Origin of the sequence: Clostridium sp. MF28 (assembly GCF_002969175.1) — a bacterium.
In the GTDB taxonomy this organism is placed as follows: domain Bacteria; phylum Bacillota; class Clostridia; order Clostridiales; family Clostridiaceae; genus Clostridium; species Clostridium beijerinckii.
In genome coordinates, this window is sequence record NZ_CP014331.1 from 2,776,783 (window position 1) to 2,796,141 (window position 19,359).

At 30.0% G+C, this 19,359-nt stretch carries 11 protein-coding genes and 1 pseudogene; all 12 read right to left on the minus strand.

All coding sequences use genetic code 11. The annotated features are described in order from the left end of the window. Positions 1-262 precede the first annotated feature (262 nt). The 12 genes and pseudogenes from AXY43_RS11955 to AXY43_RS12010 all read right to left on the minus strand — a co-directional run bounded on the left by AXY43_RS11955 (position 263) and on the right by AXY43_RS12010 (position 19,355). Complete coding sequence (locus AXY43_RS11955) at positions 263-820, minus strand: acyltransferase (RefSeq protein ID WP_242986193.1); 558 nt, start codon at positions 818-820, stop codon at positions 263-265. Positions 821-1,045: 225 nt separating this feature from the next. Further along, the gene (locus tag AXY43_RS11960) at positions 1,046-2,134 is read right to left on the minus strand and encodes a glycosyltransferase (RefSeq protein WP_105411589.1); all 1,089 of its coding nucleotides are present in this window, start codon (positions 2,132-2,134) and stop codon (positions 1,046-1,048) included. Positions 2,135-2,165: 31 nt separating this feature from the next. Next, positions 2,166-2,654, minus strand: a complete 489-nt coding sequence (gene pssE, locus AXY43_RS11965; RefSeq protein ID WP_105411590.1) for a PssE/Cps14G family polysaccharide biosynthesis glycosyltransferase — start codon at positions 2,652-2,654, stop codon at positions 2,166-2,168. After that, complete coding sequence (gene pssD / locus AXY43_RS11970) at positions 2,651-3,100, minus strand: PssD/Cps14F family polysaccharide biosynthesis glycosyltransferase (RefSeq protein ID WP_023974317.1); 450 nt, start codon at positions 3,098-3,100, stop codon at positions 2,651-2,653. The genes pssE and pssD overlap by 4 nt, the downstream gene beginning before the upstream one ends. Before the next feature lie 116 nt (positions 3,101-3,216). Further along, entirely contained in the window at positions 3,217-4,566 is a 1,350-nt protein-coding gene (locus AXY43_RS11975) for a UDP-glucose dehydrogenase family protein (RefSeq protein WP_105411591.1), read from the minus strand. Between the two features lie 157 nt (positions 4,567-4,723). After that, complete coding sequence (locus tag AXY43_RS11980; protein WP_077867924.1) at positions 4,724-5,386, minus strand: sugar transferase; 663 nt, start codon at positions 5,384-5,386, stop codon at positions 4,724-4,726. A gap of 585 nt (positions 5,387-5,971) precedes the next feature. After that, positions 5,972-8,817: pseudogene (locus tag AXY43_RS28755) on the minus strand (glycoside hydrolase family 66 protein). Positions 8,818-8,836: 19 nt separating this feature from the next. After that, positions 8,837-11,854, minus strand: coding sequence for an N-acetylmuramoyl-L-alanine amidase family protein (locus AXY43_RS11990; protein WP_105411592.1), 3,018 nt, complete (start codon positions 11,852-11,854; stop codon positions 8,837-8,839). A gap of 100 nt (positions 11,855-11,954) precedes the next feature. Then, on the minus strand, positions 11,955-14,057 hold the full coding sequence (locus AXY43_RS11995; RefSeq protein ID WP_077867927.1) for a methyl-accepting chemotaxis protein: 2,103 nt from the start codon (positions 14,055-14,057) through the stop codon (positions 11,955-11,957). A gap of 95 nt (positions 14,058-14,152) precedes the next feature. Then, complete coding sequence (locus AXY43_RS12000; RefSeq protein WP_077867928.1) at positions 14,153-15,094, minus strand: ROK family glucokinase; 942 nt, start codon at positions 15,092-15,094, stop codon at positions 14,153-14,155. A 32-nt stretch (positions 15,095-15,126) separates the two neighbouring features. Next, complete coding sequence (locus AXY43_RS12005; RefSeq protein ID WP_077867929.1) at positions 15,127-16,767, minus strand: glycoside hydrolase family 13 protein; 1,641 nt, start codon at positions 16,765-16,767, stop codon at positions 15,127-15,129. Between the two features lie 197 nt (positions 16,768-16,964). Continuing rightward, complete coding sequence (locus AXY43_RS12010) at positions 16,965-19,355, minus strand: TIM-barrel domain-containing protein (RefSeq protein WP_105411593.1); 2,391 nt, start codon at positions 19,353-19,355, stop codon at positions 16,965-16,967. Positions 19,356-19,359: the final 4 nt, after the last annotated feature.

The window sequence follows — 19,359 nt, forward strand, 5'->3', positions numbered from 1 at the left end:
ATCCATCTGCTAGGCCTATTTTCCATTATGCTATGTTAACAGATTACCCTAATAGCCCGCTATGAGACCAATCTGCTTCCTTGCCTAATGAAAATAATCATAGCATTTTGGACTTGTTATTTTTTTATATGACTGAATTTAAAGTTCTATATATAGATTACCCCAAAGTTGAAATTATATATTCATCTTTGGATAAATATAAAGAAAATAACAGATTAAAGAGACGATATATATCATCTAATAGAGAAGAATTTGACTGTCATTACAGTTCTTTAATAAGTTTAGCGGGAACTCCACCGTAAACCCCTTTATTAACAATGTTTTTAGTTACAACTGAATTTGCAGCAACAACAACTTTGTCGCATATATTTACTCCACGTGTAATAGTAGAATTACACCCAATCCAAATATTATTACCTATATTTATTTCTTTAGTATTATAGCCTTGAGATATTATTGGCTTATCGCTAATATCATAGCGATGATCATGATCAAAAATCCCTATATTGGGTCCAAATAGACAATCTGATCCAATACTTATTTTTTCTAAAGATACTACTTTATTATTAGTATTAAAAAATGTATTCTCTCCAACATAAATACTTCCATTTATACATTCGAAGCTGCAATAATCTTCGATATAAACATTATTGCCAAGAGATAATACATTTCCTTTACTTATTCTTATTTTTACACCTTTACCTATATAAAGTGATTTTAAATTCTTAATTTTAAACTCAATTCTATTACTATATCTTATTTTTAATACAATAATTCTCATTAATGATCTTAAATACTTAATGCCTTTTCCAATCATCATTTATCTCACCTAACTTAAATTATAATCAAAAAAATAACAAATCCATCTACCAATCCTGTTTTCCATTATAGAGGGAACTCGACTTGTTACGCTCCATGAGTAAGCGATTCACACCAAATCATAGATTTGGGTTCTCTTCTTACCAGCAAATTTTACTAATAGACTCGCTATGAGTTCAATCTGCTTCCTCACATAATGAAAAATAATCATGACATTTTGGACTCATTATTTTCTTTCATGGCTTAAAATTTCTTTATATTCTTTAAGATGTAATTTAAAATATATCTCTTTATTGAATTTAGCATTGAAAATTTCAAAGCAATTACCCTTCATATAAGAATACTTTTCTTTATCTTCATATAATTCAAGTATTTTTTCTTTAAAGCTTTCAATATCTTTAGCCTCTACTAAATACCCATTATATCCGTTTTCTATTTCTTCATTTGTTCCATCTATATTGGTAGCTACAACTGGAACCCCTTGTGAGAATGCCTCTAATGGAGTTAGAGGTAAACCTTCTATATAGGAACATAGTAATAATACATCTATATATTTTAGATATTCTATAATGTTATCCTTAGCCCCTAGCGGATAAATATAATCTTCTAGTTTCTCTTTCTTTACAAGTTCCTTAATATTACTTAGCTCTGGTCCATCGCCTATTAATACAAACTTTATTTTTTCATTTTCTAATGCAGTACTTTTTGCGATAGAAATAAAATCATAGACTCCTTTATAATCCACTATTCTACTTACTTGAGCTGCTATAAAGTATCCTTTTTTCTTTAATTCTAAAAGCTTATGATCAACTTCTTTGCTATCATGATCAGTTTCTACAGTATTATATATAGTTTTTATATTCTTTTCTTCTAAACCAGCCTTTTCAATTAAAATTCTTTTAGCTGCTTCACTTACAGTTATTGTTTTAATACCTTTTAAAGATACATTCGTTAACTTAAACTTATCTTCTATACATAAATGTTGAGTATGTATTACTTTAACTTTAGTAATTTTCGATATTAATTTAGCTAATAATGTTGTCATTCTATGATGACTATGAATTATATCTATATTTTCTTTTTTCACTATCTTATATATAGCTATTAAGTTATTTAATATAACATCAGGATTCTTGGAATCTGTATTTAAAATATTGTAGTGTTTAACTCCCATCTTTTCTAAATCCTTAGTTAATTCACCACCCATACTTGCAACTATAACTTTATTACTACTATTGAATAATTTACATAGTTGAATAATACATTTCTCAACTCCTCCAAGACCCATACCTCTGTTAAGATATAATATATTCATCAATGATCTCCTTTAATTTATGAATGCTAGCCTACATTATCTGGCCGATTACATTATCAAACTTTCTAATGAAGTCATTTTTATTAGAACTATATGTATTACATTTTAAAGATAACTGTTTATAATTGCTTATTACGCTGCCTAAATCTTCTATATCATATACTCCAATGATCTTTGAATTTTTATCTAATCTTTTAGTAAAAAGTATTTGATGATCATCAACATGTTCATCAAACTCTGGATCTCTTGGCACTACAATTGGAACCTTATTATATTGGAGCGGATGAAATATACTTCCTGGTCCTCCGTGAGTTATGATTATATCACTTTTTCTCACATATTCATCCATTTCATCATATCCAATCATTTTCTTATATTCATAATTTTTAGGCTCATAATTACAGTACCCAACTTGAGCAAATACTTCTTCTTTAATATCTCCACTTTCAATTAATTTATCCAATTGGATAAATAATCTTTCCATGCCTTGTTCATGTGTTCCTACTGTTACAAATATCAAAATAATCCCTCCAATACTTGTCCTCTTGGGTAAAACTTCTTTTGTTCTTCCCATTGTAATATAAATAAATCGCTTATAGGATAAACTACCTTCCCCGTTATAGTTGGTTTTTCTATCCTATCATACACTTCAATATAAACAACTTTTGCACCGAATAATTTCCCAATATAGAAAAATGGAATTGCAGGCGCTGCACCAGTGCTGACAATAAGATCTGGTTTTTCTTTAAGTAATATTTTTATTGATAAGAATGTATTTTTGATTAAATTTTTTATATTTCTATTTGTAGGAAAGTAGCACCAATATTTTTTTTCATCTTTAAGTATTGATTTAGAATCTTCCTTTTCAAAGGTTACCCAGAATCTCTCCTTATCTTTCCACCACTCTTTTAATTGGATTAAATGAGTTAAGTGACCACCACTTGATGTTATAAAACATACCTTCATAATATTCTCCTCCTTAATCATTTAAAAATTTACCATACTATAGTTAGCATTCTTTAATCTATGAGTTCAGATGGAGTCACCATGTTCATCTGAAAAGTTTCATTTAATTACCCTTGCTATATTACCATTGCTGTTTTTACTTTACTTAAAGCTTTTTCTTCTAAATTCAATACAGATTTTCTTCCAATTGAATAATAATCTATTTGTCTTTCTTTAGCCTCTTTAACCTTATAACAATTTCTACCGTCAAATATAATTGGAGTATACATAAGCTTTTCATATACACTTAAATCTAAGGATTTAATTTCATTCCACTCTGTAAATATGAATGTCATATCTGCATCCTTTAAAGCTTCTTCTGGAGTACTTACGTACTTAACATCAGTGTATATCTTTTTGAAATTCTCAACTCCAACTGGATCATATGCAATTATTTCAGCACCTTCATCTAATAATCTTCTTACATTTGGTATAGATGGAGCTTCTCTTAAATCATCTGTTCCAGGTTTAAATGTTAATCCAAGCACAGCCACTTTTAATCCTCTTAAACTTCCAAATTTATTCTTAGCTTGTCTAAATAATTTATATTTTTGATTTTCATTTACTTCTATTGTTGCTTTTATTGTTTTTAATTCATATCCATTATCATTTGCAAGCCAATGAAGTGCTTTTGTATCCTTAGGGAAACATGATCCACCATATCCGATTCCAGCATTTAAGAATTTATCACCTATTCTTGGATCAAAGCTCATTCCTTTAGCTACATCTTCAACATCTGCTCCAACCATTTCGCAGAAGTTTGCTATTTCATTCATAAATGATATCTTAAGTGCTAAAAAGTCGTTTGATGCATATTTAACCATTTCTGCACTTCTTCTATTCGTAACAACAATTGGTTGATTGTAGCCCTCATAAACCTCTTTTAAAAGTTCTTCCGCTTTTTTAGATTCAACTCCTATTACAATTCTCTTTGCATATAAAGTATCGACAACTGCGGTTCCTTGCGCTAAAAATTCTGGGTTTGACGCTACTTCTATTTGAATATTATTTTTAACATTTTCCTTTAAAAACTCTTCAATTCTATCATTAGTTCCTATTGGTACCGTTGATTTAACCACTACTAAACAATCTCTTCCAGCATTTTCAGCAATTTGTCTGCATACATTAAACACATAATCTAAGTTTGCTGATCCATCTTCTCTTTCTGGAGTTCCAACCCCTATGAATATCAAATCAGCATCTTTATAAGCATTTTTATAATCTATTGTAAAATCTAATCTACCTTCATCGTGATTTCTTTTTAAAAGTTCATCTAATCCTGGTTCGTATATTGGTGAAATTCCTTGTTTCATCATTTCAACTTTATTTTTATCTATATCAACGCAAGTTACATTATGCCCGATTTCCGAAAGACATGCTCCGGTAACTAAACCTACGTATCCTGTTCCTGCTACTACTATTTTCATACTTACCTCCATATATTCCGTAATTCTAATTGCCTAAATTTATTTGCTCCCATATTACCCATAGCTTTAGGCACAATAGATTTAAAATCATTATTTCCTCTAATGCGCCTTATTAAGGTATAATCAAAAAACAACACGTATATATGCCTAAAGTCACTTAACTTGCATGCTTGTCTCCAAACAGCACAAAAAATGTTTTAAATATTAACTTAATATCAACTAAAGTATTTCTTTCCCTTACATACTTAATATCTAGTTTCATCCAATCTTCAAAATCAATATCATTTCTTCCTGATACCTGCCAGTAACATGTTAAACCAGGTTTTACTTCAAGCCTTGTCATCATCCAATTATCAAATTTTTCTACTTCTTTGGGAAGAGATGGTCTAGGTCCGACTAAACTCATATCACCTTTTAGAACATTAAACAATTGTGGAAGTTCATCTATGCTTGTCTTTCTTATAAATTTACCTATTTTAGTTACTCTTGGATCATCCTTCATCTTAAACATAGGTCCGCTCATCTCATTTTTATGACACAGCTTATCTTTTAGCTCTTCGGCATTAGCAACCATAGATCTAAATTTATACATTTTAAATACATTACCGTCTTTACCAATTCTTTCTTGCGAAAAAATTACAGATCCTTTTGATTCAAGCTTAATTAAAACTCCAACAATCAAGAATATTGGACTTAAAACTAATAACCCAAATGACGAACAAAGTATATCTGTAATTCTCTTAAAAAAATAATATTTACCTCTATTTTCTACTTTCTCTTGAAACACAAATTCTCTCTTACTAATTTCTACTTGTTGCATTTTATCACCATCCTATCATAATTAATTATTAGCTAAATATTTTAACTTTTTTAATATGTGTTCACTATGGTAAATAACAACATTTAATAATTACTGCTTTATGTAATTAGACCTAAACCGACAATTTATTGCTTTTCTCTATTCTCTGTATTAAATATATTACAACGAACCTATAGTAAGTTTCAACGCACAATAAACGCTATATTAAGCAATAAAAAGGTTATTTGCTAATATAGCGTTTTATGACAAGTATTTAATTTATTTTCTTTTTTATGGCAGTCCTATAATTTAAGAACTTACTCATTCCCCCAAGACTCAATATAAACTCCATACAAACTTTTAATTTATATAAAATAAACAAAAATTCTATCTATTAACAATTCGAATTTACATGAACATATATTTATTCATAAAAAATATATGATAGTGTTTTATACAGCTTGTAGATATCCAATTCATAACCTAGCTCCCGCTATAAATACTGAAAGTGAAAACATTACTGTTTCCACTTTCTAATATTGTCTTTGTTACAAAGTATAACTTAATTTTCTAAATTTGATATCTATATTTTAATATTTATTGAATTTAATTAGCTATCAATTCAACATTATCAATTTGTAAATTTGTCCATTCCTTGCCATCTTGTATAAATGAGATTATTAAAGTGCCATTAGTAACAGTGACTTGTTGCGAAATTTCAACATAGGAATCCCCATGTGGAATTTTAACCGAAGCTGCCTCTCCTCCAAAACCTGATAATTCTAATTGTGATGAGGTAGGATTTCCAGTATTTTGTTTAACCATTGCCTTTATCGTATAAGTTCCATTAGGTAACTCAGTTACTTTTTGTTGTAACATTTGTTTTCCCTGACCCCAGAAATAACATTTATCATTTCCAGCAAAAGCATCTTCATCATTAACTCCAAATCCATCTGGATTAGCTGCTACCCAGCCTGTTGTATCACCTGTTTCAAAATCTCCATTTGTTATTTTCCCAACAGATTCTGGTATGTTAGATGAACTTGCACCTTCGCCCTGTTTAATAACCTTAGCTTCCTTTGATACAACATTTCCGTTCTCATCTAATAACTGAATATCATCAATTTGTAAATTAGCTTCACCATTTAAAGTAGATATAAAGTTAAAAGCTACATTTAATTTTCCATCCTTAACATCTATAGTTCCTTCTATTTTTCTATAATTATCGCCATGTTTTATATTAACTTTTTCAGTCTTATCTCCAGAAGTTAATTCCATAGCTGCATAATCTGGAATCCCTGTATTTTGTTTTACCATAGCCGTTACTGTATATTTTCCATTTTTTAATCCTACAACTGTTTGATCAATCTTTTTGGTATAAGGCTTGTTATCATAGAAATATAACTTATTATTTCCAGATGCTGCATCTGTGGAATCTAAGCCATAACTTCTTCCGGATATATTCCAGCCCATAAATCCATCTTCAAAACCTGGATTTGTTAATTGACCTTGAACGCCTATTATATCATTATTCTTATCAATATTCTCAGAACTTAATTTTTTTAAATAAATCATATCCCAATATTCCAAAGATGGTACTGTAAATTCTATATAATTTCCTTTTTCATCGTTTCCTTTTGAAAATTCTAAACTTTGTGATTTACAATCATTAGCATCAGGTGATGCTAATAAAACACTTTGAATATCTTGGGTTACATAATATTTAACCTTAAAATTTTCTGCTTTAATTGGTTTAGATTTCGATCCATCAGCAGCTCTCCAAGTATTATCAAAAACACCTAAAAGATTTACCATTTGAATAACATCATAATTTGAATCTTTTTTTCCGTAAGTCCATATTTTATTAGCTTCACCTATATTACTATTCTCATAACCTTCAACTTGGATTTCATTATTACTATTTATTTGTCCATCTCTTAATAAGTTTTCATAAGCAACTATAAAGTCATAATATTTTCTTTCCCTTGCCTTTAACTCTTCATCCATAACAACATTTTTATTGGGGAAATACTCTTTGGTAAGCATTCTTGTATCATCGCCCAACTCAAGTCTAGATCCACCTGCTGCAAAGACTGAAGCCCCTGTTAATAGCACTGAGGAAGTATTAAATTTTCCAGGCTTTTCTTCACTATGCTTATCTCCCAAGTCATAATTCATATATGCCGGCACTATTAATGATCTTCCTTTTGTCTCCGTTCTTGCTTGATCCACAATACCTTTCAAGGAATTATATGTTATAATTCCATCCCAAGGCCATACTTCCGTATATGCACCACTTACATTACTACTATTTACATCTTCGTGCCCCTTATTTCCAACTGGATTAAATAATATATATTTGTCAGGAATTCTTTCTTAGCTGCATTTATAAAATCTTTAAAAGTAGTTGTAATTGATACTGGTGTTCCATCTGCTTTATACACTGTTCCAAAATCACCTACAGTATCCATATGCCATCCATCAAAATCAAATGCTTCAAAAACTTCCTTTTCCCTTGCAAAGAGATAATCCTGCCATTCTTTATTTGATGGATCCATAAAGTAAAGCGCATCTGTTTCCCAGCCGCTAGGCATTGCCATGGTCCACTGTTCTCCATCAGTTCCACTTGGATCCTTGTATAATCCCCATTCCTTTTTCACACCATCATTTTCATATCCTTGAGTCGCTCCATATATTAAATTGTATTGCATTGAAGAAATTCCTGCTTCATGACCATTCTTAATATATCCTTCTATTGTTGATTTATATACATCATGTTTTGATAAATCCTGCCATACATCTTCAACATTTGAACCTTCACCTGCTATAGGATCATGATGTTTGTCTTGCCAATCATAATATTGCAGACCATTTATATGGAATTTTTTCAACTGATCTATTATATCTTTTGTATTAACACTTTTCTCATAATTAGTTAGATAACCGTATCTAGGAAACTTAAGCCAACCTGAGGAGACATCTACAGCTGTTGATGATGACTCCATGACTTTTCCTTCAGAATCTTTACACGTTATTTCAAGTAAATAGCCTTTAAAATCCTCATTAGGAGCTGTCCAGTTTATAAATAACTCTTTATTTTCATCTTTTTCAATTGAAAAATTTTGAGTTACTGTATTTCCAACTTGTGTATCAAGATGCTTTGCCGATAACTCTATAGTTCCATTGGATATTTCATTTCCTGTATAATTGACCAGATTAATTTTTACACTTACATTTGATCCTGGATTATACATAGATTTATCTGTTGAAACATCATATAATAAAAGCTTTTGATTAAATACTCCTTTTTCAGAAGTATTTACTATAGGCATTTCTATAAAATCAGACTTTGCATATGCGGTATTTGATATAATTGATAAAGTTGATAGGATTGTAGTCGACATAAGTGCTAAACTACATAAAACTTTTAATTTTTTTCTTGAATTATTCATATTTTCACCATCTTTCTTACTAAATTAAAACACCATCAGTTCCAAGTTTATATCCGTTCATAGTTGCATCCGATAACATTTTTCCATTTTCGTCCAAATAATACCAGTGCTTCCCATATTTTAACCAGCCTGTACTCATGCTCCCATCAGTTCCCAGGTGATACCAGTTTCCGTTATTAGAAATCCATCCAATTGACATTTCACCAGATTCTTTTAAATAATACCAATTCCCATCATCATTTACCCAGCCTGTTGACATTTCTCCATCTGATTGTAGGTAATACCAACTACTCCCTTCTTGCATCCATCCTGTTGCCATACTTCCATCAGAATTTAGGTAGTACCATTTTCCACTTATGTTAATCCAGCCAGTCCTCATAATACCGTTTTCATCAATTACATACCATTTTTCATTTACTTTAATCCAAGAATCTTTAACTTGTTTTCCCGATTCATCAAAAAATTGCCAACCCGACTTTGTTTTAATCCATCCACTTTTAATTACTGATTCATCACTTGAAGTATTGTCTTTATCACTAGTACTTCCTTCGCCACCATTACCTTCATTGCCATTATTTTCAGTTCCCAAATCCTTTTCATCACTAGTACTTGAAAATTCATTAATATTAGTTACATAACCATATTCTGTACCATTATCTCCCCAAGCAATTAAATTGTTACCATCGTAAACGTCTAAGTTGCTTATCTTTGCAGGAATTGTATACTTTTCATCAAAGCCATTTCCATTAAATTCATATATCTTTTTCAAGCCTAATACCCACAAGTTTCCTTCAGCATCTATAGAATAATATGGTCTTATTAAATTTCTTATTTCACCTGCATCCGTAACTGTTAATTTTTGTCCTTTAATTCTAGTTTCAATAGATGGATCATTAACCTTATATATCTTATTCCTACTAACCTTCAAATCATCATCACGTACAGTTTCGAATCCAACTTGATTTACTTGTATCTTATTATTGCCTCCGTCTTTATTGAATCTTATAACATATATGTTTCCATTCTTAGCGCATACATCTAAATTATACCAATCATTACTAAGTTTAGGCTGAATCCAAGATAGAAAATCAGATTCTCCATTCATTTCATATGCTGTAACTTCTTTAGGTGTATCTGCTCCATCAACTTTATCTCCTACAGCCTTAGAAATCTTTAAAATATACTTTTTGCTGTTTGTACCATCTGGATATGCAATGCTTATATCACTATCTGAAGTGAATTCTACATTTGCACTAACATAGATATAAGTTGAATCCTGTGTTAATAAATCTGACCCTACGTCTGTTAAATTAGCTACAATGTTCTCATTTCCATATTTTTCTCCAAATTTTTCTATTTTCTCTGTTTTAGTTTCTCCATTAACTGTATATATAAGTTTAATGTTTGCAAACTTAGAGACATCCATATATTTGCCAGAATTATTTACAAAGCCATAATATATTGGCTCCTTGTCATAATTTATTATAGCGTGTGTTCCGCTTGAAGTTTCTTCTCCAGTATTTGTGTCAGAACCAGTTGTGTTTTCTCCACTATTTGTCCCTGAATTGTTATCACCATCTTCATTATCTGTTTCTGAACCACTTGGAGCATCTTCTCCACTGCTATTTCCCGAATTACCTCTATCATCTTCATCTGTCGAAGAAGAGTTTTCCTCTGTTTTTACTAAAATATTGTCATCATAAGATATTATTATATTTCCATCTATCTTTGTATCAGATTTTATCTGAATTACTGGCTTTCCATCTTGCTCAATAACTTGTGCACCATATCCACAGTAATCTCTTATTCTTCCAGCTATGTATTCTGCTGTTGCTTCCACATCTCCATTATAAGTTTTTGCTTCTCCGTCAGATTCTAAATTACCAGATTCATCAGCTGTTATTGAAAACCAAAATTGATAAGTGTCTCCAAAGCTTGATGTTACATCATCACCCTTTTTTAATGTTATATTTCTCCATTCATGATCTGATTCTGCATTTATATCAATAGTTGTTGTATATTTTACAGCAGAATCTGTTGTCGTAGTTCCGTATACTGATTCTACTGTTTTAGAAATATAATTATCAGCAATCATATCTCTTACAGCACCGTTAGAATTTTTCGTATCATCCGATACATATTGAATATTTTTAGCAAGTGCCATTTTAGATTCTATTGAAATATCACTATTATGCCCCGTTATTACAGTTCCTTCTAATTTTTCATCAGATATTATTTGGATAACAGGACTTCCATTCTCTGTAGTCACCTCTGCATCATATCCACAATAATCTTTTAATCTTTTAGCTATATACTTTGATGCTGCAGTTATATCGCCATTATAGGTTTTTTCTATACCATCAGTTTCTTTATTAGTAGGATCATTACTTGTTACTGAAAACCAAAATTGATAGCTGTCTCCAAAGTCTGATGTTATTCCATCACCTTTTTTCAATGTAATATTATCCCATTCATCATTGGAATTTGCAGCTAAATTGATTATTGTTACATATTTAATAGCTTGTCCATAATTATAATCTGCAGTATATTTATACCATACATCACCAAAGGAACCTTTATTACTTGAAATTCTATCACCTAATTGAAGATAATCTGTTATATTACTGCCATATCTATTGGTTTCTTTTAATTTTTTTACTAAATCTCTTCTAATATCAAATTTTTGATCTTCTATATCTTCCCCTTCAAACTTTCCTGTTTGCAAATTAAATAGATCTTCCTTACCATTATTATCTAGTTCAATATACCTATTATCGTACTTTATAGAATCATCATATGCATCTGAATTCTCTAGTTCATTATACTTTCCATTATTGTAGTATATTGTTTGTTCTTCCCCATCAGTTCCTCTATACCCATCGTATAAATACTTATTTGAGTAAGCAACAGAAGCATTAAAATTCCCATCCTTTTCTTGCAATGCATCGGAAGCAAATGCAATTGGTGATGAACTAAGAGTAGTAACAATTGTTGTAATTGTTACTAGTGTTATTATTTTGTTAATTCTTTTAATCATGATATTATCTCCCCTACTATGTTATAGTTAAATTAGTATTTATATATAATTAATTTTCTTTCTAATATCTTGATTCTATTTAATAAATTTACATTTAAAACTAATTAACTATAAATTTATTTATTGTTAGATTTAATTTTTCAACCACTGAATTTAGTTCTTCTACAAATTCAAATATTTTTTGAATTTCACTAATTTGTCCATTAGCCCCGAAGGAAACTTGTTCTGTAGTTGCGGCTGTTTCTTCTGAAATAGCTGAAATATTTTCCATTGCTATTTTAGTTTTATCTTTACAATCAACTATTTTATTAATTGACATAACTATATCTTTTAATTGGTATGATATTTGGTTCATTCCTTCAAATATAACTTTAAAAGCCTCATCTGCACCATCAACTGCATCCATCTGTTCTTTTATTATAATTCTAGAATTACTTGCTTCTTTTACTACAATTCTTGTTTTATTTTCAATATTATTAATTATTTTATTAATTTGATCAGATGACTCTTTTGATCTATCAGCCAGTTTTCTAACTTCATCAGCAACAACAGCAAAACCTTTACCAGAATCTCCAGCTCTTGCTGCTTCGATTGCTGCATTTAATGCTAAAAGGTTAGTTTGCTCTGCAATACTACCAATTAACTCTATAATTTCTTTTATATCTTTTATATTTGTGTCTAAAGAGTTTATATCGCTAACAATTTTAGCTGAAACATTATTGGTTTCGTTGGCTTTATCTTTCAATGTATTAACTGATATAACAGCTTCTTTTTTCATTTTTTGTGTTTCCTCTAATACTAACCATACATTTTCTGTTTTCTTACTCACTATATTTATTCCATCAGATAATACGCTCATGAAATCAATTCCTTCATTAACACTAACAGCTTGATCCGAAGCACCTTTAGCAATTTCACTCATTGTAGCTGCGATTTCTTCTGAAGATGAGCAAGAATGCTCTGAAACCTGTGCAACTATTTTGGTGTTATTAAATACATTGTTAGTAATAGCTTTAACATCGCCAATTAAAACACTTATTTTACTCACCATCTCATTAAATGCACTTATTACTTCTCCGATTTCATCTTTACTACTATCTTCTATGTGCAAAGCTAAATTTCCATCTCTAGACTTTTTCATAAGTGAAACTAATTTTTCCAAAGGTTTTGATATGCTTCTTGATACTATTAATGCTACCAACATGGCTACCATAAACGAAACCAAACCAATTATTATAGTATTATTTGTTAGACTATTAGATTCAGAGTTTATATACGTGTACGGTATAACTCCTACTACATACCAGTCTGAACCGCTTAAAGGTGCATAAGATACTAGATTATTACCATCACTTGTTGAAAAAGAATTTTCTATCTTAGCACTTTTATCCTTGCTTTTAGCTGATTCTTTCTCTTGAATTTTCTCTATAATACTTTTATCTTTATATTCTGTTCCAATTAGACTTGATTCATCACTTAGAATAACAACTCCTTGTGAATCTAAAACAAATATATCAGAATTATCTCCTAAACTAATGTCTTTAAACAAATTAATAAATAATTTAGGATCCAATTCTTCTATAACTATTCCAAAGTTTTTACCTGTAGCCAAAGTATTCATTTGAACTGAAGCGTAGATTTTATATCCTGATGAACTTTTGTTTAATGACCATGTGAATTTTCCCTTTGACTTGCTAGATAAATCTGATAATTTCAACATTAAATCGTCAGATAGTTGATTTGAAAAACTTCCTATTTTTTCTTTGTCTGCACTGATAATTCCGAGGCCGGTCATATCACTTTTGGTTCCTACTTTATTTCTTATTAATTTATTTAACTCATTAATTTTATGATAATCAACAGTTTGTCCATTTTCGAAATAATCCTGAAAATCAGGTTCAGTAAATATTGACATAGCGAAGTTGGAGTTCTTATCCATTTCGCTTGATATATTTACTCCAATTTGCGCCATTATCTGAGATGAGAAATTTGAAATTTTATTATCGATTGAACTTTTAGATTGCACTATTATTGAAACCCCTACTATTAATAATGGAACTAAAACTAATAATCCATAAGAAGTTGTCAATCTAACTTTTATTTTAGAACCTCTCATAATGTTTTCACAGTAAAAAAAAATATTCTTTCCTTTATTGATAAAATCTATTTCTCTTTTATTATTTCTTTTTTTAAATTTAATCATCGGGCGATCACTCCCTCATTAATCCTTGCAAAACTTATAAATAGAATATGTACAATATTTTTTCAAGCTAAACCACCTCTTATCATATAACCTATCTAGTTTCCACAAATCAATCTTGCAGCACCATATATTCCAGCATCATTACCTAATTTGGCCAACTCAAATTTTGTATTTCTTGAACTATGAAATGCATTTCCTTTAAAATGCTTAGTAATACTTTCGATCAGAAAACTCCCATTTTTAGATACACCTCCACCAATCACAAATATATCTGGATCAATAACACATGAGATATTAGCTAAAGCTTTCCCCAATCTATTACCAAAATCATCTACCAATTCTAATGCTAATTCATCACCTGCCTTTGCAGAATCAAAAATATCTTTTGCTGATAAATTCTCAAAATTCTTTAAATCAGATTTTGTTTTCATAGTTTTTAAAGCCTTATTAGCTAAACTAACAATCCCTGTTGCAGATGCATATTGTTCTAAACATCCTTTATTTCCACATCCACAACATTCTGTCTCGTTATCAGAAACCTTTATATGACCAATTTCACCACCTGCACCATTTGATCCTGATATTATTTTTCCGTCAATAATTATTCCACCACCAACACCAGTTCCAAGTGTTATCATTACAGCATTTTTATAGCCTTTTCCTCCGCCTCTCCACATCTCTCCAAGTGCAGCCACATTTGCATCATTTGCAGCTTTAATAGGTAATTTTAATAATTTATTAACCTCATCTATTATGTTAAAAACTTTCCATCCAAGGTTTACACATTTAAGTACTGTTCCATCCTCTTTAACCGGTCCCGGTACACCTATGCCTATGCCCAATACCTCACTTTTGGAAATATTATTCTCATTAAGCTTATTTTCAAGTGTTTCTACAATATCTTTTATAATATATTTTCCTTCATCCTCTTTTCTTGTTCTAATCTCCCACTTTTCTAGCAATGTTCCTTCAGTCTTAAACAAACCAAGTTTAACGGTAGTTCCTCCAATATCTACACCAAATATATACTTTTCCATTTGGATAACTCCTTCCCCAATAAAAACCTTAATTAATTGATAAATTTATAAATTCGCGCTTCATAAGGTTCTAGCTCTATATTATTTACTGATTGATTTATATCTACATCATAATTTGAAATTAAAAGTTCTTTATATTTAAACTTACTTATACCATCAAAAATAAACTTTGCTTTGTTTTCTGTAAAATTGCAAATAACTAATACCATTTCATTTTCTAAAGTTCTTGTATAAGCAAATATTTCTTTATTTTCTTCTAAAATCAATTCATATTTTCCATACACAACTACTGGATTTGTTTTTCTAATTTTAATTAGACTTTTATAGTAATTGAATATAGAATTTTCATCATTTAATTGCGATTTCGCATTTATTTCTTTATAATTAGGATTTATTTTTATCCAAGTATTTCCGGTTGTAAAACCTGCATTTTCACTATCATCCCATTGAATTGGAGTACGTGCATTATCTCTACCTTTTTCATATATTGAATTCATTATATCTTCATGCTTATAACCTTGCTCTATTCTTTCTTCATACATATTAAGTGTTTCTATATCCTTATAGTCATTTAGTTCCTCAAATCTTATATTTGTCATGCCAAGTTCTTCGCCTTGATATATATACGGTGTTCCCTTCATTCCATGTAACAATGTAGCAAGCATTTTTGCACTTTCTACTCTATATTCTTTATCATTTCCCCACCTTGAAACTATTCTTGGAACATCGTGATTATTCCAGAACAAACTATTCCAACCTTTTCCTTCTAATTCTAACTGCCATCTTGACAACGCTTTCTTTAGATCTAATAATTCCAATGGTTTTAAATCCCATTTTTCCTTATTGGGTTGTTGATCCAATAAAATATGTTCAAACTGAAATACCATACTAAGCTCACTTCCATCTGGATTAGAATACTGTTCTGCTATTTCTGGATTGGAGCACCATGCTTCTCCAACCGTCAATAGATTTTTATCTCCAAAAGTTTTTCTATTCATTTCTTTAATATATTCATGAAGTTTTGGTCCATTTTCTTTTATCTTTTTATCTGGAACTTTACCTATAAGTTCTATTACATCCATTCTAAAGCCACCAATACCCTTATCAATCCAAAAATTCATCATATCATAAACTTTATTACGGACTTCCTCATTCTCCCAGTTCAAATCTGGCTGCTTTCTACTAAATAAATGTAAGTAATATTGTCCTGTGGTCTCATCATATTGCCATGCACTACCGCTAAATGTTGACTTTAAATCATTTGGTTCTTTCCCATTTACTGGATCTCTCCATATATAATAATCTCTATAATGATTATCCCTTGATTTTTTAGATTCAATAAACCACTTATGTTCATCAGAAGTATGATTAACCACTAAATCCATGAGAATTTTTATTCCTCTCTTATTTCCTTCTTTAATAAGTTCATCCATATCTTCCATTGTTCCAAATTCATCCATTATATCTTCATAATCACTTATATCATATCCATTATCGTCATTTGGCGATTTGTATACCGGAGATAGCCATATCACATCTATACCTAACTCCTTTAAATAATCTAACTTTTCTATTATTCCTCTTAAATCCCCGATTCCGTCCCCATTAGAATCTTTGAAACTCCTTGGGTATACCTGATATACTACACTTTCTTTCCACCATTCCTTATTCATAACTGCCTCCAATTAATATATTTTCAAATAATTTATGTTAGTAAGTCGCCTTACCAAAGGCCACTAAAATATTAAACTATCAATCTTCCTATTTATTAATTTAAATTACGATAATTATTATTTAATTTATTAAACGATTACTTAAGTATTGAGGGTTTTACTGCATCTTTTTTAATCATCCTATATGCTCAATTTATCTAATATGCGAGAATAATTTCACAAACTGCACCAAATAAATCTTTATCCAAATCTAATGTTTGCAAATCCCCTATGATCTTAGTTTTATTTTCATGTGAATTTATTATATTATAAATTTTATCTTTTATATCAAATCTTATTTGTGCTTCATTTAAAAAATCAAATATTTGTCTATCAATATTATTACAACTTAACTGCATGACATCTTTAAAGTCAATAACTAAATCTTTGAGTACATCAATTTGATTACATCTTATAATGATGCTATTCATTAAATTATCATAATCTTTTTCATAAATTACTTCTTTACCATCCGATATAACCATTATTTCTTTACAATCTTTAAATCCTATGAATTTAAAAGTATAATTTCTTTCCTTTGGTATAACAGAAAACTCTCCCATTACTGCTTTTACTACAAATCTAGTGGAGTCTCCCCACTCTAAATTCATTTCTGTTTCTGCATATCTTCCTTTTAAATATTCTAAAGTATTACCATCATCCTCATACATTTTAAATCTGCCATTATCACCTGCAAAAATTCTTACTTCAATATCTTTTGGATTATCTATCTGATTGTAGCAACTTTCCATATTTATCATTGGAATTATTGCTCCTGCCTTTGCAAGTACTGGTATTCTTCTAATATCCCTATATAAATTAATATATCTATTTCCAGAATAAATCATCCCATTAAATATATCTATATAAGTTCCCTCTGGCAGCCATGCTTTTACCTTTCCTCTTCCAGTTTTTCTGTTCATTGGATGTGTTATAGGACATACAATCAATTCTGATCCAAAATAATACTGATTTTGCACTTCATAAGCCTCATCATATTCAGAATTTTTATAATACATTGGTTGTACTAAAGGGATTCCGTCTTCACTAAAAATTCTATTCATTGTATAAATATACGGTACTAGACTATGTCGAAATCTTAAAAATTCATTCATTGTCTCATGAACAATGGAATTATATCTCCAAGGTTCCTTTCCATTAAAAACACTTGACGAACTATGAAGCCTCATGATTGGAGAAAATACTCCAAATTGTAGCCATCTTAATGCCATCTCATCATCTTTTACACCCAGCATATGTCCTCCGATATCATGACTCCACCACCCATATCCTGCATTAGATGCATTAGCTGTAAAGTAAGGCTGAAAATCCAAAGACTCCCAAGTTATAATACTATCTCCTGAAAATCCCACAGGATACCTATGACTCCCTATTCCTGCATATCTAGAAAAAGTAAGTGGTCTCTTTCCATTACGTTTATTGTCCAAAAAGTGATAATGGTTAAGCATCCATAATGGATCAAGACCTTCTATCTTTGAATCATTGCCTTGCTGCCAGTCAATCCACCAAAAATCTACTCCGTTTTCTTCATTTGGATGGTGTGCATATTTGAAATAAGCTTCCAAAAACTTTGAATCTGAAATATCAAACTCAATATTTTCTCCGTTTAAATAATCTATATTTAGATGTTTCGCCATATCAGTATACATTTCTTCATGGGCTCTTATTCCATCAGCTGGATGTACGTTTAATGTGACTCTCAAGTTATTTTCATGAAGCCACTTCATAAATCTCTTAGGGTCTGGAAATAGCTCTTTATTCCAAGTGTATCCGGTCCATCCACTTCCATACTTAGGATCTATATCTACTAGGTGCCAATCCATATCAATTACAGCTACTGAAAATGGTACTTTCTCTTCTTTAAATCTATCTAATAGTTTCTTATATTCTTCCTCATTATACCTATAGTATCTACTCCACCAATTTCCTAATGCATATCTAGGTAGGAGAGGAGTATTCCCGCATAGTTTAAAAAAATCTTTAAAACACTTAATATAATCCCTTCCATATCCCAAAAAATAAATATCTGTTATTTTTTTTTCCCTTGTCTCAATCCATCCATCTTCTGTTAAAATTAACGATTCACTATCATCTATAATAGAAAATCCATCTTTTGAAATTAGACCTCTTTCCAAAGGAATTGCACCATCAGCTCCATCTAAAGTTCTTGCTGTGCCTTTTAAATCATTAATTTCTTCTCCGTAATGCCAAATACTATGATAATTACTTACATTTCCTCTCACTTTTATAGTTAATCCATTTTTTGAAAATTTCTTTTTGTCATAGATTAAATGAATATGATCAGTTATTATTTCTAAATTTTCCTCTTCATCAATTAATTTAAAACTTTGTGATATAAAATTTCTATTTAGCACTCTCTGAGTTGCTCTATCTTCAAATATTCCTTTATCATCATATTCTAATCTTATCATTTGAGATGTTAATACAGTAAATCTATATTTATCTCCTTTTACAACATTGTTATTATTACAAAATGGACTTGTATCAATTCTATATATATCCTTCATTATA